The 24,698-nt window shown below is 58.7% G+C and carries 19 protein-coding genes; 6 read left to right on the plus strand and 13 right to left on the minus strand.

The features are described from left to right. Positions 1-5: 5 nt before the first annotated feature. The 12 genes from GRX64_RS04285 to GRX64_RS04340 form a co-directional block, all read right to left on the minus strand. Complete coding sequence (locus GRX64_RS04285; RefSeq protein WP_166263993.1) at positions 6-1,226, minus strand: DUF445 domain-containing protein; 1,221 nt, start codon at positions 1,224-1,226, stop codon at positions 6-8. Positions 1,227-1,261: 35 nt separating this feature from the next. Continuing rightward, positions 1,262-4,456 carry an efflux RND transporter permease subunit gene (locus GRX64_RS04290; RefSeq protein ID WP_166263995.1) on the minus strand — a complete coding sequence of 1,065 codons (3,195 nt, stop codon included), beginning with the start codon at positions 4,454-4,456 and terminating at the stop codon, positions 1,262-1,264. Further along, positions 4,453-5,721 (minus strand): efflux RND transporter periplasmic adaptor subunit, encoded by a 1,269-nt coding sequence (locus GRX64_RS04295; protein ID WP_166263997.1) that lies wholly within the window; start codon positions 5,719-5,721, stop codon positions 4,453-4,455. The genes GRX64_RS04290 and GRX64_RS04295 overlap by 4 nt, the downstream gene beginning before the upstream one ends. Positions 5,722-5,745: 24 nt before the next feature. After that, positions 5,746-6,489 (minus strand): 16S rRNA (uracil(1498)-N(3))-methyltransferase, encoded by a 744-nt coding sequence (locus tag GRX64_RS04300; RefSeq protein ID WP_166263999.1) that lies wholly within the window; start codon positions 6,487-6,489, stop codon positions 5,746-5,748. Positions 6,490-6,495: 6 nt separating this feature from the next. Next, positions 6,496-7,845, minus strand: a complete 1,350-nt coding sequence (locus tag GRX64_RS04305) for an adenosylmethionine--8-amino-7-oxononanoate transaminase (RefSeq protein ID WP_166264001.1) — start codon at positions 7,843-7,845, stop codon at positions 6,496-6,498. Between the two features lie 384 nt (positions 7,846-8,229). Next, positions 8,230-8,976 (minus strand): amino acid ABC transporter ATP-binding protein, encoded by a 747-nt coding sequence (locus GRX64_RS04310; RefSeq protein ID WP_166264003.1) that lies wholly within the window; start codon positions 8,974-8,976, stop codon positions 8,230-8,232. 14 nt (positions 8,977-8,990) lie between these two features. After that, the gene (locus GRX64_RS04315) at positions 8,991-9,662 is read right to left on the minus strand and encodes an amino acid ABC transporter permease (RefSeq protein ID WP_166264005.1); all 672 of its coding nucleotides are present in this window, start codon (positions 9,660-9,662) and stop codon (positions 8,991-8,993) included. Between the two features lie 70 nt (positions 9,663-9,732). After that, a complete protein-coding gene (locus GRX64_RS04320; RefSeq protein WP_166264007.1) occupies positions 9,733-10,491 on the minus strand; it encodes a transporter substrate-binding domain-containing protein in 759 nt (252 codons plus the stop codon). Between the two features lie 263 nt (positions 10,492-10,754). Next, positions 10,755-11,624, minus strand: a complete 870-nt coding sequence (metF, locus tag GRX64_RS04325; protein WP_166264009.1) for a methylenetetrahydrofolate reductase [NAD(P)H] — start codon at positions 11,622-11,624, stop codon at positions 10,755-10,757. Between the two features lie 14 nt (positions 11,625-11,638). Next, positions 11,639-13,033, minus strand: a complete 1,395-nt coding sequence (ahcY, locus tag GRX64_RS04330) for an adenosylhomocysteinase (RefSeq protein ID WP_166264011.1) — start codon at positions 13,031-13,033, stop codon at positions 11,639-11,641. 135 nt (positions 13,034-13,168) lie between these two features. Next, positions 13,169-14,359 (minus strand): methionine adenosyltransferase, encoded by a 1,191-nt coding sequence (gene metK / locus GRX64_RS04335; RefSeq protein WP_166264013.1) that lies wholly within the window; start codon positions 14,357-14,359, stop codon positions 13,169-13,171. A gap of 122 nt (positions 14,360-14,481) precedes the next feature. Beyond that, complete coding sequence (locus GRX64_RS04340; RefSeq protein ID WP_427901641.1) at positions 14,482-15,474, minus strand: metalloregulator ArsR/SmtB family transcription factor; 993 nt, start codon at positions 15,472-15,474, stop codon at positions 14,482-14,484. A gap of 238 nt (positions 15,475-15,712) precedes the next feature. On the opposite strand from GRX64_RS04340, the gene tkt reads away from it, so the two are divergent. The 4 genes from tkt (at position 15,713) to fba (ending at position 21,080) form a co-directional block, all read left to right on the plus strand. Then, the gene (gene tkt / locus GRX64_RS04345) at positions 15,713-17,713 is read left to right on the plus strand and encodes a transketolase (RefSeq protein WP_166264017.1); all 2,001 of its coding nucleotides are present in this window, start codon (positions 15,713-15,715) and stop codon (positions 17,711-17,713) included. Further along, positions 17,713-18,744, plus strand: a complete 1,032-nt coding sequence (gap, locus tag GRX64_RS04350; protein WP_166264019.1) for a type I glyceraldehyde-3-phosphate dehydrogenase — start codon at positions 17,713-17,715, stop codon at positions 18,742-18,744. The genes tkt and gap overlap by 1 nt, the downstream gene beginning before the upstream one ends. Before the next feature lie 38 nt (positions 18,745-18,782). Next, entirely contained in the window at positions 18,783-19,943 is a 1,161-nt protein-coding gene (locus tag GRX64_RS04355) for a phosphoglycerate kinase (RefSeq protein WP_166264021.1), read from the plus strand. A gap of 72 nt (positions 19,944-20,015) precedes the next feature. After that, positions 20,016-21,080 (plus strand): class II fructose-bisphosphate aldolase, encoded by a 1,065-nt coding sequence (gene fba, locus GRX64_RS04360; RefSeq protein ID WP_166264023.1) that lies wholly within the window; start codon positions 20,016-20,018, stop codon positions 21,078-21,080. 322 nt (positions 21,081-21,402) lie between these two features. Here the strand turns inward: fba and GRX64_RS04365 are convergent, their stop codons facing one another. Continuing rightward, positions 21,403-22,686, minus strand: a complete 1,284-nt coding sequence (locus tag GRX64_RS04365; RefSeq protein WP_166263879.1) for a hypothetical protein — start codon at positions 22,684-22,686, stop codon at positions 21,403-21,405. A gap of 151 nt (positions 22,687-22,837) precedes the next feature. Between GRX64_RS04365 and GRX64_RS04370 the strand changes: the two genes are divergently transcribed. Together GRX64_RS04370 and GRX64_RS04375 are read left to right on the plus strand one after the other, a co-directional pair. Further along, positions 22,838-23,512, plus strand: coding sequence for a Fe2+-dependent dioxygenase (locus GRX64_RS04370; protein ID WP_166264025.1), 675 nt, complete (start codon positions 22,838-22,840; stop codon positions 23,510-23,512). 215 nt (positions 23,513-23,727) lie between these two features. Then, positions 23,728-24,693, plus strand: a complete 966-nt coding sequence (locus GRX64_RS04375) for a DnaJ C-terminal domain-containing protein (protein WP_166264027.1) — start codon at positions 23,728-23,730, stop codon at positions 24,691-24,693. Positions 24,694-24,698: the final 5 nt, after the last annotated feature.

Genomic DNA, 24,698 nt, shown 5'->3' on the forward strand with positions numbered 1-24,698 from the left:
AGGGCTCAGTAACCGAAAATAAACACCAGTTGCGCGACACCGGCCGCGAAACCGAGGAACGCGCCTACCAGAATCAGTTTGATCTCATCTTCCTGGAAACAGGGGCGCAGCAAATCCTGGAACTCCACCGATGACAGCGCGATCATCCGCTCGACCATGATGCTCTCAACTGCCTCGGCGCGGTCTTTCTCAAACACGGGATTGCTGAAGGAGGTTTTTGAAATCTCGATGGCTTTTTCACCAACCTGCTGTTTCAGGGTGGCAAAGCCGGTAGGGCCAAACGCCACCTGGGTTAACGCCTTGCCCAAGCCGGCGGTTTCATCCACCAGGGGTTTGATGTGCTTCTTGACCATATTGCGGGCCCGGTCGCCGTTGGGTCCGTTTAGAATCGCATGGATGATGTTGCCAACGGTGAGAATTTCGTGGGTAACAATGTGACAAAAAGACTGTGCGACTTCCGTCTGGCGCTTGAGGAACAATCCCTGAAGCCGAAGTGGCCCGACTTTTTTCTCATGCAGCGGGCGAAAAATCACATTCAAGGCAATCCAGTTGGTGGCCCAGCCCACCAGCAGGCCGAAGAATGGCAGCACCCACCAGCTCTGATAAAAGTACCACACGGTCATCTGAACCAGGCCAAACAGAAACCCGAAGTACAGGCCGGAGTTGACGATAAAGCGGAACTCCGCGTCGCCACACTCCAGAAAGATCTTGTTCAGTAGCGCCTTGTCCGTAGCGAGGCGGTCGATGACCATGCCTTTGATGTCCAACAGGCCTTCAATGTTCCCTGACACATCACCGACCAGGTTGTTGACCAGTTGCGGTGTGGATTTACGAACCCGGTCGTAGACCATGTTGCGGGCGGACGCCGGCAGGTTCTCCCAGAAGGTGGGGTGCTCCCGCAGCATCAGCTCATCCACATACTCTTCGGTACGCGGTTCGACCGAATGCAGGATATGGGCGGCGAGGAGCTTGGGATCAATCTGGTCAAATATCTCATGCACGGTGCCGATCTTGGAAATCGTGGCATCGACACTGATGGCGGCCATTTTGCGGGCCTTGGAAGGAATAATGCCCTGCCAACCCAGCAATGGTGGTTTGCCGACAAACTCCAGCGGGTAGAAGGTCATTTTTATGGCCAGCCAGTTCGTGCTCCAGCCGATCAGGGCCGCAATCACCGGAATGCTGAGGTATTGCCAGAATTCTACGCTTGTGAACAGCTCATTCATCCGAAAGCTCGCGGCTGGATCCATTGGTTACTGCGTTAGATATTGCGTTGGTCGGGATAATGTTCCGCCCTGTCATTATTGTCAATGACCGCTCCGGCGCCGGTTTCACGGCTGTTGCGGCCAATCCGGGCCGCAATGTCTTCGATGAGGGAGAGCAGCACCGGCACCACCAACAGGATGAGAAAGGTGCCGACCGCCAGCCCAAACGCGATGCTGGCTGCCATGGGAATCAGGAACTGTGCCTGCAGTGAGGTTTCAAACAGCAGCGGCAGCAACCCGCTGATGGTGGTCAGTGAAGTTAGCAAGACGGCCCTCAGACGCTGGCAGGATGCCTCAACCAGTGCCTCGCGGACTGGCATGCCCTCTTCCCGGAGCTCCTTGTAGAAGGTCACCAGGATGATGGAGTCGTTTATCACAATGCCCGACAGGCCAAACATGCCGAACAGCGATAGGATGGTCAGGTCGATGCCCAGCATCAGGTGCCCCAGCACGGCTCCGCACAGCCCAAAGGGGATGGCGATCATCACCGCAATGGGCCAGCTGTAAGCCCCGAAAACCCACGCAAGAATGATGTAAATCATCGCCAGACCGATCAGCGCACCGGATTTCATGTCGCTACTGGTTTCGCGCTGTTCTTCGGCTTTGCCCTTGAAGGTGGCCTCGATACCGTACTGGCTTAGAATCGCCGGCAAGGTGTCCTGCTGCAGATCGCTGATGACCTGGTTGGCGTTGGTCACCGAGGAGTCAACATCGGCGGTCACGCTGACCCCAAGCTGGCCGTTGGTATGGCGCAGTAGGGCCAGCCCGCGCCGTGATTCGAGGCGGATAATGTTCTCCAACGGGGCGGTGTCGCCGGAGGGCGTGACGATGGGCAGGCTGTCGAGCGTCCGCTGCAGCTCGCGCTCGGCCTTGGGCAGCAGGATGCGCACCTCAACTTCGTCGTGGGCATCGTAGAATACCTGCAACAACTGACCGTCCAGGGCGGCCCGCATCTGGCGCCCGACGTCTTCAATGTTCAGGCCAACGGATTGGGCCAGCGGCGTGAGGGTGAACAGGTACTGCTGCTTGCCCCAGGGCAGGTCGTCCAGAATGTCGGTGACACCCTCATAGTTACGCAGTTCGCTTTTGATGGCTTCGGCCGCGCTTTTGAGGGTATCGGCTCCGGCGCCGGTCAGGAAAATATCCAGCGGTTTGCCTGGGGGACCGCCTTGCGGGCTGGTGATGGACAATTGTTCGATACCGGCCAGTTCGGGCAGATTGTCGCGCCAGGCTTTGATGAACTCCGGGTTTCGCACCTCGCGGGCATCCGGTGTCACCAGCTCCACGGAGACCATGGCGTACTGTTCGCCCCGCTCGATGCTGGTGCCGCCGTTAAACGAGCCCTGGTTCAGTTGCAACAGAGCCACTTCGACCAGATCCTCGTCCGGTTTAAGCGCATCGTTAACTGCCCACAGGGCCTCTTCCATCCTGCGCCCGTAGGCCTTGACGTCCGACGGCGGCGTGCCGGCGGCAAATTTGACGCTGGCGACGATGCGGGAGGTTTCGGGCGTAGGGAAAAACGTGAAGCGGACGTGGCCGGTCGCCACCAGCGACATGCTGAGCGCCAGGGCGCAGGCGGTGCCCACCAGCACGATGGTGCGATTGTTCAGGCTCCACTCGGCCATGGGACGAAACTGCCGGTCGCGGAAGTAGCTAAAGCCGGCGTCCAGTTTCTGCCGCGCGCGCCCAGGCGTCCGATGGTGGTTCTTGTGGAAACTGGAGCGCAGGTGGCCGGGTAAGATCAGGAAGCTCTCAACCAGCGACGCCACGATCACGCAGATCACCACGAATGGGATGTCCCGCAGAATCTGACCGATGATGCCACTCACCAGCATCAGTGGCAGGAATGCGGCAATGGTTGTCAGCGACGAGCTCATGACCGGCACCAGCATGCGCCGGGCACCGCCCTCGGCCGCCTCCAGCGAGTGTTCACCCTTCTGGTAGTGGGTCATGGCGTCTTCGGCCACCACAATGGCATCGTCAACGATGATGCCGAGCGCCATGATCAGCGCGAACAGGCTGATCATGTTGATGCTGCCACCGTTGAGCCAGAGCACGGCAAGTGCCCCCATAAAGGAAATCGGGATGCCGGCCGCCACCCAGAAGGCGATCCGGCCATTGAGGAAGACAAACAGGATGCCCACCACCAGCATCAGGCCGCCGATGCCGTTCTTCAGCAGCAGGTTGATGCGGTCCAGAATCAGCTCGTACTGCTCGTCGAAGGTGATGAGCTGCATGCCGGACGGCAGGTCCTGGCGCGTTGTATCCAGCCACTTGGACATGATTTCCGCGGCTTTCAGTGCGTCGGAGGATTCGGTGCGCTGGAGTTTCATCAGCACCGCCGGTTGGCCCTGATAATAGATCTCGACGCTGTTGTCCTTGGGGCGTAACTGAACATCGGCGATATCGCCCAAAGTCAGACGCCGGCCGTCGGCGGTGGTCATAACGGGCATGCGGGCAAAATCGTCGGCGCTGCGGCCTTTTTCCAGGCTGCGGATTTCCCGAACCGACTCTTCTTCGCCCACGGTTCCGGCCGGAATGTCCTGGCTTTGCCGGATGATCCGCTGGCCGAGGGTGGGCAGGTCCATGCCGAGCGCCGAAATCATGGGGCTGGCCACCTCGATGGCAATTTCACGCTCGGGCAGCCCGGTCAGGTCGACCTTGGCAATGCCCAGGTCCAGCAATTCCTGTTCAAAACGGTAGGCCATGGGGCGCAACGCTTCGAGCCGGGCCGGACCGGTCAGGACAACGGTGGCGACGGACTCATTACGGACAATCTTGCTGATCTCCGGGCGCTCGGCGTCCGATGGCAGGTTGCGTACCAGGGAGACAAATTCGTTGACCTGGTCGAGGGCGATGCCCATGTCAGACTGTTCCTGGTACTCCACCACAATGCTGCTAAAGCCCCGGGACGAGGTTGACCGCATCTCCTTGACGTTATCGAGGTTGCGCAACTCCTGCTCCAGCGGGGTGGTGATGGAGCGCGCCACGTCTTCCGCGCTGGCGCCGGGCCAGACCACCCGGACCGTGATGTAGTCGAGCGCGAAGTTGGGGAAAAACTGACGGTTCAGATTGCTCAGGGAGTAGATCCCGGCCAGGATCAGGATCAACATCAGCAGGTTGGCCGCCACCCGGTGTTGGGCAAACCGGCCAATAATGTCTTCGCGGTGCGGAACCGGGCCCAGGGTCATGCGTCCGGCCCCGGCGTTACGACATCAACCTTGAGACCATTGATTGCATTGGGCAGTTGGGTGGAAAGCACCTGGTCACCGTTGTCCAACTGGGCAGATTGCACCAGCAGGCGTTGCTGGCCGTTCTCGAAACGATCCCCCACCCGCGTCACCTGAAGGGATTCCAGCCGGTCTCCGGCAATGCGGTAAACCGTCGCTTCATCGTACAACGCCGACACTGGCAATGAGAACACCCGGGACCGGGGAGAAAGATCCAGGAGCAGGTCCAGCGTCCGGTTCAGGGCCGCGGGAGGCTGGGCGCCGACGAACCGGAACAGGCCGTCGACGCCACCGGCGCCGGCATTCACCTGACCGCTCAGGCGGGCGAGTTCGAGCGTGTAGGTCTGGCCGGCAATCTGTGTGGCAGCGCTCAGTGGTTGGCTGGCGGCCAATGTCTGTGCGGCATCCTGGGTCCAGCGCATGGGCAGTTGCGCCCGGACTTCCAGTTGGTCGATGGCGTAGAGGCTCACCAGTGGCTCACCGGCCCGAACCCGTTCCCCGGGGCTGACCTCAATGCCGGTAATCACGCCGTCAAAGGGAGCCTTGATGGCGGTGCGTTCAAGGTCCAGCCGGGCCTGTTTCAGCAGCGAGTTCGCCCGCTGCAGCCGGGCCTCAAGGGATTGCATCTGGCTTTTGTGGTTGGCGACCGCCAACTCCCGGCTGATCAGCGACAGCTCCGCGGTTTGCAAGCTCTGGCGGGCCTGGTCGGTGCGGGATTGGCTGGTCAGGTTGGACGCCACCAGCTGCTGTTCGCGCTCCAGCGCACGACGGGCAATCTCGACCAGCGCCTCTTCTCGTTGCAAGAATCGCTGGTCGGCTTTGTACTGGTTTTGCTCACTGGCGCGCTGGGCCTGCAGTTCGGCGACATCGGCTTCGCGCTGGGCAACCAGCAGCGCCACTTCCGACTCGTCCAGTTGCACGATGATGTCGCCGGTGTTGACCGGTTTACCCTCCAGCACCGGTATGGCGGCGACATCCGCCGTCACGGCCGACGTGAGTGTTGAACGGAAGGGGGTTTCAACCCGGCCCAGCAGGCGTAACTGGGGTGCCCGTGCGGCTGCCTCCAAAGTCACCGTGCGGACCGGCCAGGAGCGCTCTTTTGCCTGGGACTCCGGCGGCTCCGGCTTGAGCGCACTGAATAGCCAGATCATGGCGACCGTCACCAGAATCAGCGCCAGTGGAATCAGGAAAAATTTGGCAATATGTTTCAGCCGGGTACGGGTCACGGGTCGATCTCTTATTAGTATGGTTTATTTTGTTGCCGGTTGGCCGTCGCCCCAAAGCCACTGACAGACCGCTAACGCCGCTACCGGAGCAGTCTCAGTGCGCAATACCCGGGGGCCCAGTGCCGCTGGCAAAAACCCAGCAGCCTCTGCAGTACGAATTTCATCCTCGGTCAGCCCACCTTCCGGGCCAATCATCAACGCCAGGTGGCCGGGTTGTGACAGCGTCGCCAGTGACCGTGCCGTGCGGTGATGGAGAACCAGCTTCAAATCGCAGGCGGTGGTTTGCCGATACCAGTCCTCCAATGTGGCTACCGCTGCGATTTCCGGTACCACCGCGCGCCCGCATTGCTCCGCCGCACTGATCGCGACTGACTGCCAGTGACGAACACGTTTGTCCTCGCGGTCGCCCTTCAGGCGCACTTCACAACGTTCGCTGACCAGCGGCACGATTCGGGAGACGCCCATTTCGACACTTTTCTGAATCGCATAATCCATCCGGTCGCCCTTCGACAGCACTTGCCCCAGCACGATCTTCAGGGGCGATTCCAGGTGGTTGTCGTGCGGCGGGCCGATCAGCACCTGGACGGTTTTTTTTCCGACGTCGCCAATCGCGGCCGGGTAATCGTAACCGTCACCGTTAAACAGACTCAGGGGTTGCCCCGGCTGCATACGCAACACCTTACCCACGTGTTGGGCAGCGCCGTCATCGAGGTAGGCGGTGTCACCGTCGTTCAGGGCGATGGGGGTATAAATACGGGGTATGCGCATACCAAATCAGTCCTTAACGGCGATCTCGATACCTTCGGTTGCCACCTGGGCCAGGTGTCGGATCTGTTCCTGAGTGATGACGTAAGGTGGCATGAAGTAAATCACATTGCCGAGGGGTCGCAACAGCGCCTGTCGCGTCAGCGAATGCTGATACACCCGCAAGCCACGTCGCTCCTGCCAGGGGAACGGCGTCTTGGTGGCCCGGTCTTTGACCATCTCAATCGCCAGTGTCATGCCGTGTTGGCGAATGTCGCCGACATTGGGATGGTCCGCCAGATGCGCGACTGAGTCGGCCATACAGGTCGACAACACCCGGTTGTTTTCAATCACCCGATCGTCCCGGAATATGTCCAGCGTTGCCAGTGCCACGGCGCAGCCAATGGGGTTGCCGGTGTAACTGTGGGAATGCAAAAAAGCGCGCATGGTTTCATAGTCATCGTAAAAGGCCTGATAGACGTTCTCGGTCGTGAGCACCACGGACAGTGGCAGATAACCGGCGGTCAAACCCTTCGACAGACACATGAAGTCGGGAGTAATGCCCGACTGCTCGCAGGCAAACAGGGTGCCGGTGCGGCCAAAGCCCACGGCAATTTCGTCGGCGATCAGGTGCACGCCATAGCGGTTGCAGGCTTCGCGGAGTTTGGTGTGGTAGATCGGGTGGTGCATCCGCATGCCGCCGGCGCATTGAATCAACGGCTCAACGATGACCGCGCAGATCTCCTCATGCTGGTCGGCAAGGATGCGCTCCATCGCTTCAAACTGGCGCAGCGCGTAATCTTCCTCGGTCTCACCGGGTTCGCGATTGTAGGCGTCGGGGGAGGGCGCGGTGATCACTTCCATCAACAACGGCTGGTAGGTGTCTTTGTAGAGCGCCACGTCGCCCAGGGCGAGCGCGCCCAAGGTTTCGCCATGATAGCTGTTGCCGAGATTGACGAAGTTTTTCTTGCCCGGCTTGCCGTGGTTTTTCCAGTAGTGGTAGCTCATCTTGAGCGCAGCTTCGACGGCGGATGAGCCATTGTCGGCGTAAAAACACTTGCTCAGCCCGTCCGGTGTGAGCTCAATCAGCCGCTCAGACAGGTTGACCACCGGTTCGTGGCTGAAACCGGCAAGAATTACGTGCTCCAACTGGTCGATCTGGTCGCGAATGGCGCCATTGATGCGGGGGTTGGCGTGGCCGAACAGGTTGACCCACCAGGAGCTGACCGCATCGATGTAGCGATTCTGTTCAAAGTCTTCCAGCCACACACCCTCGCCCCGCTTGATGGGGATCAATGGCAGGCTTTCGTGGTCTTTCATCTGGGTGCAAGGGTGCCAGACTGACTTTAAATCTCTCGCGACTAGATCTGCGTTGCGCATGCTTGTCTCTCCTGTCTTCCCAATGCGGGCAATATAGGGATGGGCTTTGAAAGCGGGCACCTATGATACTGGTGTGAGGCCCCGACGCGCCAGTCTGACCGGCCACTGTCTGGCATCTTGGCCGTCAGGGTGTGACCTGACGGCCAATGCAGAGCACCGGAGACCACGTCACATCCGACGGCATCTCAACGGAGCGCGGCTACTCGCCGATCGTGCGTTGTGACCGTCCTGTTATGGGTAAAACGTGGCGCGCTTTCCGGGGACGGGGCCGCGGGAGAAAATTGACAAGGAAACCCATGGGACACGGGCATTGCTGTCCTGGTTCATAGGGGGGCATGCGGGGATAGAACGAACCCGGCCGTCGCAGACGACCGGGTTCAGATCTCAGTGCTTGAGCACCCGGGACAAAAAGGACTGGGTACGTTCATTCTGAGGGTTATCGAACACCGCCTCAGGCTTGCCTTCCTCGACAATCTGGCCCTCGTGAATGTAGATCACCCGGTCGGCCACTTCGCGGGCAAAGCCCATTTCGTGGGTGACGACCATCATGGTCATACCTTCTTTGGCCAGTTCCCGCATCACGTCCAACACTTCGCCGATCATTTCCGGATCGAGTGCCGAGGTGGGTTCATCAAACAGCATCAGCCGTGGCTCCATCGCCAAGGCCCGGGCGATTGCAACGCGCTGCTGCTGGCCACCGGACAGTTGGGACGGGTACTTGTCAGCCTGGCTGCCAATGCCAACACGATCCAGCAATTTTTTGGCCGTGCCGGCGGCGGTTGCAGCGTCGGTTGCCTTGACCTTCATCGGGGCCAGCATAATATTCCTTTGCACCGTCAGGTGAGGGAACAGGTTGAATTGCTGGAACACCATGCCGACTTCCTTGCGGATGGTTGCCAGGGCCTTCGGATTGCTGCCTTTCGGTGCCAGGTGTTCACCATCGACCGTCAACTGGCCGGACTCATACTCTTCGAGGCCATTCACACAGCGGATCAGGGTGGATTTGCCGGAACCACTGGCGCCAATGATCACCACCACCTCGCCTTGCTCAACCGTGAGGTCGATGTCTTTCAGCACATGCAGGTCGCCAAAGTATTTGTTGAGGCCCTGCATTGTTACGATATTCGTCATCGGAGTCGCCCTCTTCAGGTAGATGCCAGGCCGCGTCGCTCAGCGTAACGCAGCAGCAGGGACAGAGTCAGCGTGATGCTCAGGTACATGATCGCCACCACGAAATACACTTCAAAGGCGGTAAAGGTGTTGGCGATGTAGACCTGCCCCTGACGCACCAGTTCGCCGACGCCGATCACCGAGAACAGCGACGTATCCTTGATGCTGACGATGGCCTGATTGCCCAACGGCGGAATCATGCGTCGAAACGCCTGAGGCCAGACGATGGACCAAAAGGTTTGCGGGCGCGACAGCCCCAGCGACAAGCCGGCTTCGGTTTGGCCCCGGTCGATGGATTGCACGCCACCGCGAACCACTTCCGAGATATAGGCACCGGAGTTGAGCGCAATGGCGGCGATGCCCGCGGTCAACGGGTCAATCGGTCCGCCGATCAAGTCGGGCAGACCGTAGAAAATGAACAATACCTGCACCAGAATGGGCGTGCCCCGAAATATTTCGATGTAGGTGGTCGCGGGCCAGCGCAAAAACCATTTTTTATTGATGCTGAGCAGGCCAAACAGAATGCCGAGGGCAAAACCGATGGCCAGGCCCCCGAAAGAGATTAACAGCGTGTAGGGTATGCCTTTGAGCAGAAACGGAATCGAGTCGATCGCCGCCTGCCAGTCAAACTGAAACTGGGACGCCACGGTTGGGATCTCCCTGCAGAAATAAGAAACGCGCCGGAGTCAGGCTCCGGCGCGCAGGGTGGTGGGACAGTTACTTGGTTTCAGGCATGGATCCGAACCACTTTTCATAGATGGCCTTGTAGGTGCCATCGGCCTTTATTTCGGCGAGCGCCTTATTGACGTCATCGACCCACTCGCTGCCGTCTTTCAGGGCAATGCCGTACTGCTGACCCTCATACAGCTTGCCAATGGTGGTAACGCGACCTTCGCCTTTGGTGCGGGCAAAATAGCCCACGTTGGGGGCATCGTAGAACACCGCATCGACACTGCCGGACATTAAGGCCATATACATGTCAGCACTGCCTGGGTAAGGCGTGACACCGTCGTTTTTTGCGAGATTTTTGGTCAGGAAGTCATAGCTGGTGCTGCCAATCTTGGTGCCGATTTTCTTGCCTTCCAGATCCTTGAGTTCTTTGATGCTGTCATCCCCGACTCGGGTCAGGATGCGCAGACCGGAATCGTAGTAGGGGTCGGAAAAATCGACGATCTGCTCACGCTCTTCGGTTATGGTGATGCCGGCAATGGCAATGTCCACGTTGCCAGTCTGGAGCGCGGGAATAATGCCGTTGAAATCCATGGTGTTGAGGTCGTACTCGAAGCCGGCACGCTTGGCGACTTCCGCGATGATTTCCATGTCAAAACCGATCATCTCACCGGTTTTCTGGTCCATCATCTCAAACGGAACGAAGCTTGGGTCGGTGACCACCCGCAGGGTTTCTGCGTTTAATGCGGTGGTGCTTACGGTCAGTGCAACAGCAGCCCCGAGGGTTTTTAGCCATTTGGTGTTCATACTGTCTCCTTGAGTTTTATCAATGGAACCTCTGGGTAGATATTCGCGAGGTTCTCAACCTGTTTGGGCAGCGTTTTGGCTACAACCCAACACGTTAGACTATGGTCGGTAAGGCGACCGGAAATCAAATTTTGGGCATTGGCGCAAAGTCGTATTGACGACTTTTCCGTGTCAGCCGCGATGCCCGGGCTGAAAGGTCGTGCGCACGATAAAAAAGGGGCTGCCTTCGAGAAGGTAGCCCCTTGATCAAACCCGCTAGCCGGTCAGAACGCGATTTTATCCCGTTCGCCCAAGCCCAGGTTTTTCCAGATGTTGATACTGGGTGCGGCCTGGTTGAGGGTGTAGAAATGCAGGCCGGGCGCCCCGGCGTCCAGCAACTTGCTGCACATCTCCGTCAGCAGGTCTTCGCCGAATTTGCGAATGCTGTCGCTGTCGTCACCGTAGGCTTCCAGTTGCTTGCGGATCCAGCGTGGAATCTCCGCTCCGCACATCTCCGAAAACCGAACCAGGTTAGAGTAGTTGATAATCGGCATGATGCCCGGCACCACGGGAATGGTGACGTTCATCTTTTCCAGCCGGTCGATGAAGTACAGGTAGCTGTCAATATTGAAGAAGTACTGGGTAATGGCGCTGTTCGCACCCGCTTCGACCTTGCGGGCGAAGTTTTTCAGATCTTCTTCGGCGTTGCGCGCCTGCGGATGGAATTCCGGGTAGGCCGCCACTTCAATATTGAACGTGTCGCCACTGTGTTCCCGGATAAACGACACCAGGTCATTGGCGTAGCGCAGCTCACCGGCGGCGCCCATGCCCGATGGCAGGTCGCCCCGGAGGGCAACGATGCGGTTGATGCCGTTGTCACGGTACAAATCCAGCAACTCCGCAATGCTTTCCCGGGTCGAGCCGACACAGGAAATATGCGGGGCGGTGGAAATGCCCTGCTTGTGCAGGCTGAGCACGGTATCAACGGTGCGGTCGCGGGTGGAGCCGCCGGCGCCAAAGGTGACCGAGAAAAAATCCGGGTTCTCTGTCGCCAGCTTGTCTCTTACGGCCTGAAGTTTTTCCTTGCCCTGATCGGTCTTGGGAGGAAAAAACTCAAAACTGAACCGACGCTTGAATTGTTTTTGAGATTGCATGAGCGTGCTCTCGATCAGTACTTGTATGACTCAGGCTTAAATGGACCGTCCACCGGTACACCGATGTACTGAGCCTGCTCGGGTGTCAGTTTGGTCATTACGCCACCGAACCCTTCCACCATGTCGCGAGCAACCTCTTCGTCCAGTTGCTTGGGCAGAACCTGGACGTAAACACCTTTGGCGCGCGCATCCTCGGGCAGGTCGGCAAACTTGCGCTCGAACAGATACATCTGGGCCAGCACCTGGTTGGCAAACGAGCCGTCCATGATCCGTGACGGGTGCCCGGTGGCATTGCCCAGGTTGACCAGACGGCCCTCGGACAGCAGGATCAGGTGATCGTTGCTGGCCTTGTCGCGGTAAACCACGTGGACCTGGGGTTTTACTTCGTCCCATTCCCAGTTTTTGCGCATGAAGGCGGTGTCGATTTCATTGTCGAAATGGCCAATGTTACACACCACGGCACCGGTCTTAATTGCCTTGAGCATGTTGGCGTCACACACGTTCATGTTACCGGTGGTGGTGACCAGCAGATCGGTGTTTTGCAGCAAGGCTTTGTTGATGCCGGCCTCGGTGCCGGTGTTGATGCCGTCATTGAACGGCGACACCACTTCAAAGCCGTCCATGCACGCCTGCATGGCGCAGATGGGATCGGATTCGGTGATCTTGACGATCATGCCTTCCTGGCGCAGTGATGCGGCAGAACCCTTGCCGACATCGCCATAACCGATCACCAGTGCTTTCTTGCCGGCCAGCAGATGGTCGGTCGCACGCTTGATGGCGTCGTTCAGGCTGTGGCGGCACCCGTATTTGTTGTCGTTCTTGGACTTGGTCACCGCGTCGTTGACGTTGATGGCGGGCACTTTCAAGGTGCCGTCGCGGAGCATTTCCTGAAGACGGTGAACCCCCGTGGTGGTCTCTTCGGTGACACCGTGGCACTTGCTCAGGAGTGCCGGGTACTTTTCATGGAGCAGGGCGGTCAGATCGCCACCGTCGTCCAGAATCATGTTCGGTTCCCAGCCTTCGACATCGGCCCCCACTGTGCGCTCAAGGCACCAGTCGTACTCTTCGTCGGTTTCACCTTTCCAGGCGAAGACAGGAATGCCCTGTTCGGCGATGGCCGCGGCGGCGTGATCCTGAGTCGAGAAGATGTTGCAGGACGACCAGCGCACACTCGCCCCCAACTCAATCAGCGTTTCGATCAGCACGGCGGTCTGAATGGTCATGTGGATGCACCCCATGACGTGGGCACCTTTAAGTGGCTGTGTGCTCTTGTACTTGTTACGCAAGGCGATCAGTGCCGGCATTTCGCCTTCGGCGATCTTGATTTCCTTGCGGCCGTAGTCGGCCAGGGAAATGTCACGGACTTTATAGTCGGAGGCGTTGCTCAGTTGTTCAGCTGTGTTGCTCATGACAGTACTCCTGATAGCGTGATTGGCCTCACTCTCTGGTGAAGGCCGCGATGTTCGTAGCGCCGATGCCGGGTCAGTAAACACGGGTAAACAACCCGAACCATCGGCGCGTTTTCAGCCGTTAGGCGTCGTGGTTCAAAGACCGGCAGCGTCTTTCAACACGGCGGCTTTGTCGGTTTTTTCCCACGGGAACGCAGTAAAGGACTTGCCACCCACGGTCATCTCATAGGGTTTGCGGCCAAAGTGGCCGTAGGCCGCGGTTGCCCGATACATGGGGTGCAGCAGATCCAGCATCCGGGTAATGGCATAAGGGCGCAGGTCGAAGTGCTCGCGCACCAGTTTGATGATCTTGTCGTCGCCGATCTTGCCAGTGCCAAACGTGTTGATCGAGATGGAGGTCGGTTGGGCCACGCCAATCGCGTAGGACACCTGGATCTCGCAGCGGTCAGCCAGGCCGGCGGCAACCAGATTCTTGGCCACATAACGACCGGCATACGCGGCGGAACGGTCCACCTTGGACGGGTCTTTGCCCGAGAACGCACCGCCGCCGTGGCGAGCCATGCCGCCGTAAGTATCGACGATGATCTTGCGCCCGGTCAGACCACAATCACCTACCGGGCCGCCAATGACGAACTTGCCGGTCGGGTTGATGTGGAACTGGGTGTTGCTGTCGAGCAACTCCGGCGGCAGCACGTGCTTGACCACCAATTCCATCATGGCTTCTTTCAGGTCGCTCTGGCTGACCTCGGGATCGTGCTGGGTCGACAGCACCACGGCGTCAATGCCGGACACCTGGCCATTCTCGTAGCGGCAAGTGACCTGGCTCTTGGCATCCGGGCGGAGCCAGGGCAGCTGGCCATTTTTGCGAGCCTCGGCCTGACGCTCCATCAACCGGTGGGCGTAGCAGATCGGCGCCGGCATCAGTACTTCGGTTTCATTGCTGGCGTAGCCAAACATCAAACCCTGGTCGCCGGCACCCTGATCTTCCGGTTTCTGGCGATCGACGCCCTGGGCGATATCAACCGACTGCTTGCCGATGATATTGATCACGCCGCAGGTGTCGCCGTCGTAGCCGACTTTGGAGGAGGTGTAGCCCACGTCTTTGATGACAGAACGCACCAGATCCTCAAGGTCGACCCACGCAGACGTGGTGATTTCACCGCCGACAATGGCGACGCCGGTTTTAACCATGGTTTCGCAGGCAACCCGGGCATTGGGGTCTTCGGTGAGGATGGCGTCCAGCACGGCATCGGAAATCTGGTCGGCCAGCTTGTCCGGGTGGCCTTCAGAGACCGATTCCGAGGTGAAGATGCTGTAGTCAGACATGGGTATAGCTCCTCTTGAGCGCTTATTCATTAAGCTTTTAAAGTGGTCTGTCGCTCTGGATGCTGAGTAACAGACTGTTTCGTTGTGTATCAAAATATTTTGATGTTGCCCTTGCTGGCATGTCAGGGGTGGCCTGACGATTTCCAGAATTCCCGAACCTGAACCTGAAACCCGTTGCGCAGCCCGATAAACAGGGATTCGCCCGCAGTCAGTCCGGCGTCATTTGCCCAGGCGGTGATTTCTTCCGGCTCAAAGCCAAGCCAGAGATCGCCGCAATTTTCCTTGGCCCAATCCTGGTCGTGACTGCACAGGTCACTGACCACCAGGCAACCACCGCCATTCATCAGGGCCGCGGCATCGAGCAGGATGTCGGCCGGGCTGGGCACGTGGTGCAGCACCATGTTCGCGACCACCAGGTCAAAGGCATCCCCCCGGGCCAACAGGGTGTCGGTGACGCCCTCAATCAGGTCCACGTTGTTCAGTTTTTCTTCAATGCAGGTCCGGGTCGCCTTGGCCAGCATGTCCCGGGAATTGTCCAGAGCGACCACTTGCGGGCAGAGCTCGGCCAGAACCGGCAGGAATCCGCCTTCGCCCGGACCAATTTCCAGAGCCGTCTCCCACTGTTGCCGCACCGCTCGCTGGCGAATCAGCGCTGCGACAGGTTCGGCGTAGAGGTCAAAGGCGGCAATCAGCTCCTGTTGCTCCCGGAATTGCTCGGCGTGCCGGGCAAAAAACGCTTGCGACTGACTGGCACGCTGCGTGCGGATGGCTTCAATTCGCTGTTGCAGGTGCTTGGGCAGGGCGATCTGGTCAACCATTTCAAATACCTGGCGCACGGTCTGGTCAGCGAGCTTGTTGCTCTCCAGGTGCAGGGGCCGGCGGTAGAAAATGGCGTTGCCTTCCCGCTGCGGCTCCAGCAAGCCGGCTTTGTGCATCACTTTCAGGTGGTGGCTCATGCCGGACTGGCGCATGTCGAACAACTGGCTCAGCTCCAGCACACCGAAGGTGTCACGCCGCAACACCCGCAAGATCTCCAGCCGCAACGGATCGCCGCTCGCTTTGTAGATCGGGGCCAGAGTGTCCACGGAGGACGAATCGGCAGGGGTGTGTGTCACGAGTGTATTCATAAGATCGAAGTGTAGTGCGCGAGAATGGCTCAATCAATAGCAATATCAAAAAAAATTGATATAGGTCTTGATTGGTGAGTTTGCTGGCGTTTCGGTAATCCACAGTGGCCGTTTGTCAGTCCGATTTGCTCCGGTGGTCACTAATCGGCGAAAATACGCGCCTCATTTTTGAACCGCGTCTTTCCGACGCTTCAATCCGTGCAGCAAGTCAGTGGAGAAACCATCAATGCCGTCTCGTAAAGATCTAGCCAATGCCATTCGTGCGCTCAGTATGGATGCAGTACAAAAGGCTAAATCCGGTCATCCGGGTGCACCCATGGGGATGGCAGACATTGCCGAGGTGCTGTGGAACAATTACCTGAACCACAATCCGGCCGATCCTGAGTGGGCCAACCGTGACCGGTTCGTGTTGTCTAACGGTCATGGCTCCATGCTCCAGTACTCACTGCTGCACCTCAGCGGGTACGACCTGTCCATCGACGATCTGAAAAATTTCCGCCAGTTGCATTCGCGCACACCGGGACACCCTGAGTATGGCTACACACCGGGTGTTCAGACCACCACCGGTCCGTTGGGTCAGGGCATTGCCAACGCGGTGGGTTTTGCCATTGCGGAGAAAGGCCTGGCGGCGCAGTTTAACCGTCCGGACCACAACCTGGTTGATCACTACACCTACGCTTTCCTGGGCGATGGCTGCCTGATGGAGGGCATCTCCCACGAAGTCTGTTCACTGGCGGGCACCCTGGGGCTGGGTAAGCTGATCCTGTTTTATGACGACAACGGCATCTCCATCGACGGTGAAGTGGAGGGCTGGTTTACTGACGACACACCGAAGCGGTTTGAGGCCTATGGCTGGCAGGTGATTCCTGCGGTTGATGGCCACGACGCCGATGCCGTCCGTCAGGCCATCGACGAAGCCCGGGCCAATACCACTCAACCCACCATGATCTGTTGCAAAACCATCATCGGCTTCGGCGCGCCCAACAAGCAGGGCACCGAGAGCTGTCACGGTGCACCGCTGGGCGACGACGAAATTGTTGCGGCGCGTGAAAACCTGGGTTGGAAATATGGGCCCTTCGAAGTGCCCAGCGAAATATACGCCCAGTGGGATGCGCGCGAAAAAGGCGCTGCCGCCCAGAAATCCTGGGAGACCAAGTTCGCGGCCTATGAAAAAGCGGAACCCCAACTGGCGGCTGAGTTCAAACGCCGTATGGCGGGCGATCTGCCCGCCGATTTCGCGGGCAAGGCCGATGCCTATATCCGTGAGTGTCAGGCCAAGGGCGAAACCATTGCCAGTCGCAAAGCCTCGCAGAACACCCTCAACGCCTACGGCCCGCTATTGCCCGAACTGCTCGGTGGCTCGGCCGATCTGGCCGGTTCCAACCTGACCATCTGGAGCGACAGCAAGGGTGTGTCGAAAGACGACGCCGGTGGCAACTACATCTATTACGGCGTGCGCGAATTTGGCATGGCCGCCATCATGAACGGCATCGCCCTGCACGGCGGCTTTGTGCCTTACGGCGCCACCTTCCTGATCTTCATGGAATACTGCCGTAACGCGGTCCGCATGGCGGCATTGATGAAGCAGCGCGCCATCATGGTCTTCACCCACGATTCGATTGGTTTGGGTGAAGATGGCCCGACCCACCAGCCCGTTGAACAGTTGGCCAGCCTGCGCACCACCCCGAACATGAGCGTCTGGCGTCCGGCGGATGCCGTCGAGTCGGCGGTCGCCTGGAAAGCGGCGCTTGAACGTAAAGACGGTCCGTCGGCACTGGTGTTCTCGCGTCAGGCATTACCGCATCAGGATCGTGACGACCAGCAGTTAAGCAATGTCGCCAAAGGCGGCTACGTGCTGTCCGACAGCGAAGGCACGCCGGAATTGATTCTGATTGCCACCGGCTCCGAAGTCGGGCTGGCCCAGGATGCCGCCAAGGCCCTGCGAGACAACGGACGCCAGGTGCGTGTTGTGTCAATGCCATCCACCGACGTGTTTGAGACCCAGAGTGCGAACTACCGTCAGCAGGTGCTGCCGCTGGATGTCACCAACCGCATTGCCATCGAGGCCGCGATTGAAGACTACTGGTACAAATACGTCGGCCTTGATGGCCGGGTGATTGGTATGAGCACCTTTGGTGAGTCGGCACCGGCCGGTGAACTGTTCAAGGAGTTCGGATTCACTGTGGACAACGTAGTGTCTGTTGCCCAGGACCTGCTGGACGCTTGATGACTGCTACCGGGACACCCTATCGGGTTGCCATTAATGGCTATGGTCGTATTGGCCAGTGTGTGCTGCGCGCGTTGTATGAAAGCGGCTTACGTGACCACTTGCAGGTGGTGGCGATCAATGAGCTGGCAGACATCGACACCATCGCGCATCTGACCAAGTACGACTCGACCCATGGCCGCTTCCAGGGCGAGGTCCGGGTTGAAGACGAAGCCCTGGTGGTCAATGGTGACCGGATCGAGGTGGTCAGTCAGTCCGACCCCTCGCATTTGCCCTGGGGGCTGCTGGGCATTGACCTGGTGCTGGAGTGCTCGGGGGCGTTTTCCGAACGTGCCATGGCGGAGGTGCATCTTGGCGCTGGTGCGCGCCGGCTGCTGTTTTCCCAGCCCGCCGAGTCCGACGTTGACCGCACCGTGGTGTTCGGTATCAATGAGCACGATTTACGGGCCACCGATAAAATTGTGTCCAGCGCCTCCTGCACCACCAACTGCATTGTGCCGGTGATCAAGGTGCTGAATGACGCGCTTGGGGTCGAGCATGGCACCACCACCACCATTCACGCCGCCATGAACGACCAGCCGGTGATTGATGCCTATCACCACCAGGACCTGCGGCGCACCCGCAGTGCGTTGCATAACATTGTTCCGGTAGACACCGGCCTGGCGAAAGGCATTGAGCGACTGTTACCGGAGATGCAGGGTCGCTTCAGTTCCGTGGCCATGCGGGTTCCAACCATGAATGTGTCGGCCATCGACATGACCGTCAACGTGCGCACCGCAACCTCGGTTGAGGCCGTTAATCGCTTGCTCAGACAGGCGGCGCAAGGCCCGCTGGCGGGCATTCTGGGCTATACCGACGAATTGCTGGCCAGTTCGGATTTTAATCATGACCCGCATTCCGGAATACTGGATGGCGGCCAGACCCGGGTAACCGGTGACCGCATGGTGAAGGTGTTGTGCTGGTTTGATAACGAGTGGGGCTTTGCCAACCGGATGCTGGATGTCAGCCGGAGTTGGCTGGACCTGCGCTGAGCGTTTTGAAATTTGAAACTTTAGGAAGAGACCGCGTTATGGCCATTAAAAAAATGACCGATCTGAAGCTTGCCGGCAAGCGAGTGCTGATCCGGGAAGACCTCAACGTACCCGTCAAAGACGGTAAAGTGACCAGCGACGCCCGCATCCGCGCCTCACTGCCAACCATCAAGGCAGCGCAGAAAGCCGGGGCCAAGGTCATGCTGATGTCTCATCTGGGTCGCCCGGACGAGGGCGTTTACGACCAGGCGGCGTCCCTGCAGCCGGTGGCGGATTACCTGACTCAGGCACTGGGACAGCCGGTGCGGCTGGTAAAAGAGTATCTGGACGGCGTCGACCTTGCGGAGGGAGACGTGGTCCTGTTTGAGAACGTGCGCTTTAATAAAGGCGAGAAGAAAGACGACGAGACTCTGGCAAAGCAGTACGCTGCGCTGTGTGATGTCTATGTGATGGACGCCTTCGGCACCGCTCACCGAGCCCAGGCGTCGACCCACGGTGTTGCCCGGTTTGCCCCGCAAGCGTGCGCCGGCCCGCTGTTGGCGGCCGAACTTGAGGCGCTGGGCAAAGCCCTGGACAATCCGGCCAAGCCGGTAGTGGCGATTGTCGGAGGCTCGAAGGTTTCCACCAAGCTGGATGTCCTGACCGCGTTGACGGGCCTTTGTGATCAGCTGATTGTTGGCGGCGGAATCGCCAATACCTTTTTGGCAGCCGCCGGCCACCCGGTAGGCAAGTCGTTGTGTGAGCATGAATTGCTGGACACGGCGCGGGCCATCGCTGCAAAAGTCGATATTCCACTGCCAGTGGACGTGGTCGTTGCCAAGGCGTTTTCGGAAACGGCGGAAGCCACCATCAAGAACATCAGCGATGTGGCTGAGGATGACATGATTCTGGATGTCGGCCCCCAGACGGCCAGCGACTTTGCCCGGCTGTTGAAGTCAGCCAAAACGATTCTCTGGAACGGTCCGGTGGGTGTATTTGAATTTGACCAGTTTGGTAATGGTACCCGGGCGCTGGCCGATGCAATTGCCGAAAGTGATGCGTTTTCACTGGCGGGCGGTGGTGACACGGTCGCCGCCGTCGACAAATACAACATCAGTGACAAGATTTCGTACATCTCGACCGGAGGTGGTGCGTTTCTTGAATTTGTTGAAGGTAAAACGCTGCCAGCCGTCGCTGTACTGGAAGAGCGTGGTGCTTAGTCTTTGTATGCCCGGGCGGTGAAACCACGGCCCGGCACCCGATTGCTTACTGATTAATTGAGGAGATTTTCGATGGCCCTGATTTCAATGCGCCAAATGCTGGATCACGCAGCTGAGTACGGATACGGTGTACCCGCATTCAACGTAAACAACGTGGAGCAAATGCGCGCAATCATGGAGGCTGCGGATAAAACCGATTCTCCAGTGATTGTTCAGGCGTCTGCCGGTGCGCGCAAATACGCGGGCGCGCCCTTCCTCCGCCACCTGATTTTGGCAGCGGTCGAGGAGTTTCCTCATATTCCGGTGGTGATGCACCAGGACCATGGCACCAGTCCCGCAATTTGCCAGCGCTCCATTCAGCTCGGCTTCAGTTCCGTCATGATGGACGGTTCCCTGGGTGAAGACGGCAAAACTCCGGCCGACTACGAGTACAACGTCAATGTCACCCGCCGTGCGGTGGATATGGCCCATGCCTGCGGTGTGTCGGTTGAAGGCGAGTTGGGTTGTCTGGGCTCCCTGGAAACCGGCCAGGCAGGTGAAGAAGACGGTGTGGGTGCCGAAGGTACGCTGGACCATAGCCAGATGCTGACCGATCCGGAAGAAGCGGCAGACTTCGTCAAGAAAACCCATGTGGATGCCCTGGCCATTGCAATCGGCACCAGCCACGGTGCCTACAAGTTTACCCGTCCGCCAACGGGCGACATTCTGGCGATTGACCAGATCAAGGCGATCCACAAGCGTATTCCCGATACTCATCTGGTCATGCACGGCTCCAGCTCGGTACCCCAGGAGTGGTTGGAAATCATCAACCAGTATGGCGGTAATATCTCGGAAACATACGGTGTGCCGGTCGAAGAAATCGTCGAGGGCATCAAGCACGGCGTGCGCAAGGTCAATATCGATACCGATTTGCGCCTGGCCAGCACCGGTGCGATCCGTCGTTTCCTGGCCCAGAACCCGGCCGAATTCGACCCCCGCAAATACCTGAAAGAATCCATCAAGGCCATGAGCGATATCTGTGTCGCTCGCTACGAGGCGTTTGGAACGGCGGGTAACGCAAGCAAGATCAAGGCCGTGAGCCTGGAAGAGATGTTCAAGCGCTATGAGCGTGGTGAGCTGGACCCCAAGGTCAACTAAGCCTCAGTTCGGCAACAAGGTCGGTTTGTCGCGCATCGTCGGCAAGGAAGCTCGGTTATGTGCGGCAGGCGCGTCGACCCTGGCCGCTGAGCTGCTCTTTGTAGCCGACGCTTCAGCTTCGGAGGGCCCGCCAGGGCCCTGGAAGTCAACCCGGCAGGCCCAGGGCCTGCTCCGAAGCTGAAGCGTCGGCTACACTGGCGGGAGGCAGCTTCGGTGACCGCGTGCAACGTTCGTGCGCCCACGCCAACCAGCAATGAGCCATAAAAAAAGCCGGTAGGGTGCTCTCGCACCCTCCGGCTTGTTCGGTTTGGCACCTCAGCCGTCAGAATTTGCTGGCCGCAAATTCGAAGGTCGCGATGGCGCCCGCCAGTTCGGATACCGTCATAACGGGTTTCTGGGGCGGCTTGACCGATGGCCAGGCCTTTTTGACCTGCGTGTATGCGGCCATCATCTCTTGGTAGCCATCCGCATTCCGATTTTTGAACAACCCTGACTTCGACGTCAGAATGCTCTCGCCCACCAGTACAAAGCCTCGGGCATCCTGATACTCCGCTGTATTCACGAAACGCTCGCCGTCCACGGCCTCACGGTATTCGCTCAGGGACGTCTTGAGCAGCGCCACCAATACCTTGCTAAGAAAACCCGGATCTTGCTTCAGGTCATCGTCGATGGCGTCCATGGCAGTCTGAATGCGGCCGATGGACGTTGCCAGCAGCGGCTTGATCTCGTCCCAGGATTCACCCTCTTCGGCTTCCTGTTCCAGGTGTTCAAGCACGTCCTCGAAGGGTGCGACGCCACGGCTCTTAAATGCCGCTTCAAGTGGTTCGTAATGCTCTGTCAGCGGGTGCTCGAAGTGAGCAATCGCATTCTCCTGCTGATTGGCCCGGTAAAGCTCACCGGCCACGGCCAGGTGGCCTTGCATCATCGCCAGGCTGCTGTAATAAACCCCTGGGTTGCTGGCCGACAGGGCAGAACTACCGCTCTCGCCACCTTCGCCACCTTCGCCACCTTCACCGCCTTCACCGCCTTCGCTTTCGGTTAGGTAAGCAAAGCCCGAGAAGGCTTCGGAGTTAAAATGGTGGGCGCCGGCCTCACCACCTTCACCGCCTTCGTGATGCTTGCCGTGCTCACCGCCTTCACCGCCTTCGTGGTGCTTGCCGTGCTCGCCGCCTTCACCGCCTTCGTGATGCTTGCCGTGCTCGCCGCCTTCACCGCCTTCGTGATGCTTGCCGTGCTCACCACCTTCACCGCCTTCGTGGTGCTTGCCGTGCTCGCCGCCTTCACCGCCCTCGGGATGCTTGCCGTGCTCACCGCCTTCACCACCCTCGGGATGCTTGCCGTGCTCACCACCTTCACCGCCTTCGTGGTGCTTGCCATGCTCGCCGCCTTCACCACCTTCGTGGTGCTTGCCTTGCTCACCGCCTTCACCACCTTCATGGTATTCGGTTTCGCCAGCCTCACCGGCGTCAGCCAGCAGCAAGGCGGACGCCGACCCTGATGCAACCGTGTCCGCTGGGGCATGAGATTCTGCAAAGGTATTGCCGGACGCACCCAGCAGTACGCTGGCGCCAACGCCAACCCATAGTTTCGTTCTGGTGTTACTCACGATACATTCTCCTCATGTTTTGGGCAGGTAGAAACCTTCGCGCTTTACCTGGCTACTGATCATAATTTTGCGGTAGCATGCACCACAGTTCTTGCTAATGCAAATTGTTCGCATTTAAATAACGATTCAGTAATGGGAGGCTGAGCCAAATATGATTCTGTGTATTGCTGATGTGATTCCGGTCGCCATGGTCGGGCAGCTACGCACTGCTTTGGCGGGTTTGCCATTTCACGATGGTCGGGAAACCGCCGGCTGGCACGCCCGAACCGTGAAGAACAACAGTCAGGCTGACAGCCGTCATCCCGAAGTGGAGGCCTTGCGGACCGATGTTGGGGCTTTGCTCCAGCAACACCCGTTATTTCAAATGGCGGTTCGGCCAAAACGCATCAAGCCACTGATGTTCAGTCGATACAGTCAGGGCATGAACTATGGCAATCATGTGGACGATGCGGTCATGAGCAGTCCCGACGGGCCGATGCGAACCGATATCTCCTACACCCTGTTTCTCAGCAATCCCGAGAACTACGAGGGCGGTGAGCTGATCATTGACGAAACCGCAGGCGAGCGAGAATTCAAACTGTCGGCCGGATCGATGGTCATATACCCGTCCTCCACACTCCATCGGGTTGAACCGGTCACGAAAGGCGAGCGACTGGCCGCTGTGGGTTGGTCTCAAAGTCTGGTGCGTAGCCCCGACCAACGGCAAGTCCTGTTTGACCTCGACACCACCCGCCGTCGGATGTTTGAGGGCAAAGGAAAAACCGAAGACTTTGACGCCATCTCGAAGAGCTATTCCAACTTGCTGAGGATGTGGGCCGACCTCTGACCTCAAGCTTACCCCCAAAACCACGTGGCCGCCCAAAGGGGCGGCTTGAGTCGCGAATTTGGGTGCGCCAGTCTCTAGCGTGTGATCTGGCGGGAACCTGACCCGGATCAAACGGCCCAGGCTCGGCTACTTGTAATCTTGAGCATTGCATCAATTGTATCGCTAGGAGCCTGTGGCAATTTTGGCTATGGGTTTGTGCAGATGCGAGGGTTCGAATGGAATTCAAAGACTACTACGCCACTCTCGGAGTGAGTGAGTCGTCCTCCCCCGAGGAAATCAAGAAGGCTTATCGCAAACTGGCCCGCAAGTACCACCCAGATATCAGCAAGGAGACCGGTGCGGAAGCCAAGTTCAAGGACGTTGGAGAGGCCTATGAGGTTCTGAAGGACCCCGAGAAACGTGAGGAATACGACCAGATCCGAAGCTACGGCCAGCGCCGCGATGGGTCCTTTGAGCCACCACCGGGCTGGGAATCGGCGTCAAATTTCTCTCGGGGTGGGTATACCGAGGCGGACGCCGGTCAGTTCAGCGATTTTTTCGAATCGATTTTTGGCGGCAGGGCACGACATGGCCATCATCGCCAGGGCGCCGGATTTGGCAGGACCATGCATATGCGGGGTGGGGACGTTCATGCGCGGCTGGCGCTTTTTCTTGAGGAGGCCTACAACGGCTGTGAGAAGAAAATACAGTTTGATGTGACTGAGCCGGACGCTGCTGGTGGAATGAAACTGCGACACAAGACGCTCAATGTGAAAATTCCAGCGGGCATGACCAGTGGTCAGCATATTCGGCTCAAAGGGCAGGGCTCACCGGGGATTGGGGGCGCGCCGGCCGGTGACCTGTTTATTGAAATTGAATTGGCGCCGCACCCGCTGTTTGCCCTGGATGGCCGCAATCTGGTGCTCACGCTTCCAGTTGCGCCATGGGAAGCGGCCTTGGGTGCCAGCATCAAAGTGCCCACGCTGGGCTCTGCGGTCACCGTCAAGATTCCGAAAGGCTCCAGCAGTGGGCAGAAACTTCGACTCAAGGGAAAGGGGTTGCAAGGTAAAACACCGGGGGATCTTATGGTCATTCTTCAGGTCGCACAACCGAAGCACCACAGTGAAAAAGCGGAAGAGCTTTATCGGCAGCTGGCGAAAGTGGAGTCGTCCTTTAACCCACGTAGTCGGTTAGGAGTGTGAGGGGC

Source organism: Marinobacter caseinilyticus (assembly GCF_011074955.1).
Lineage (GTDB): Bacteria > Pseudomonadota > Gammaproteobacteria > Pseudomonadales > Oleiphilaceae > Marinobacter > Marinobacter caseinilyticus.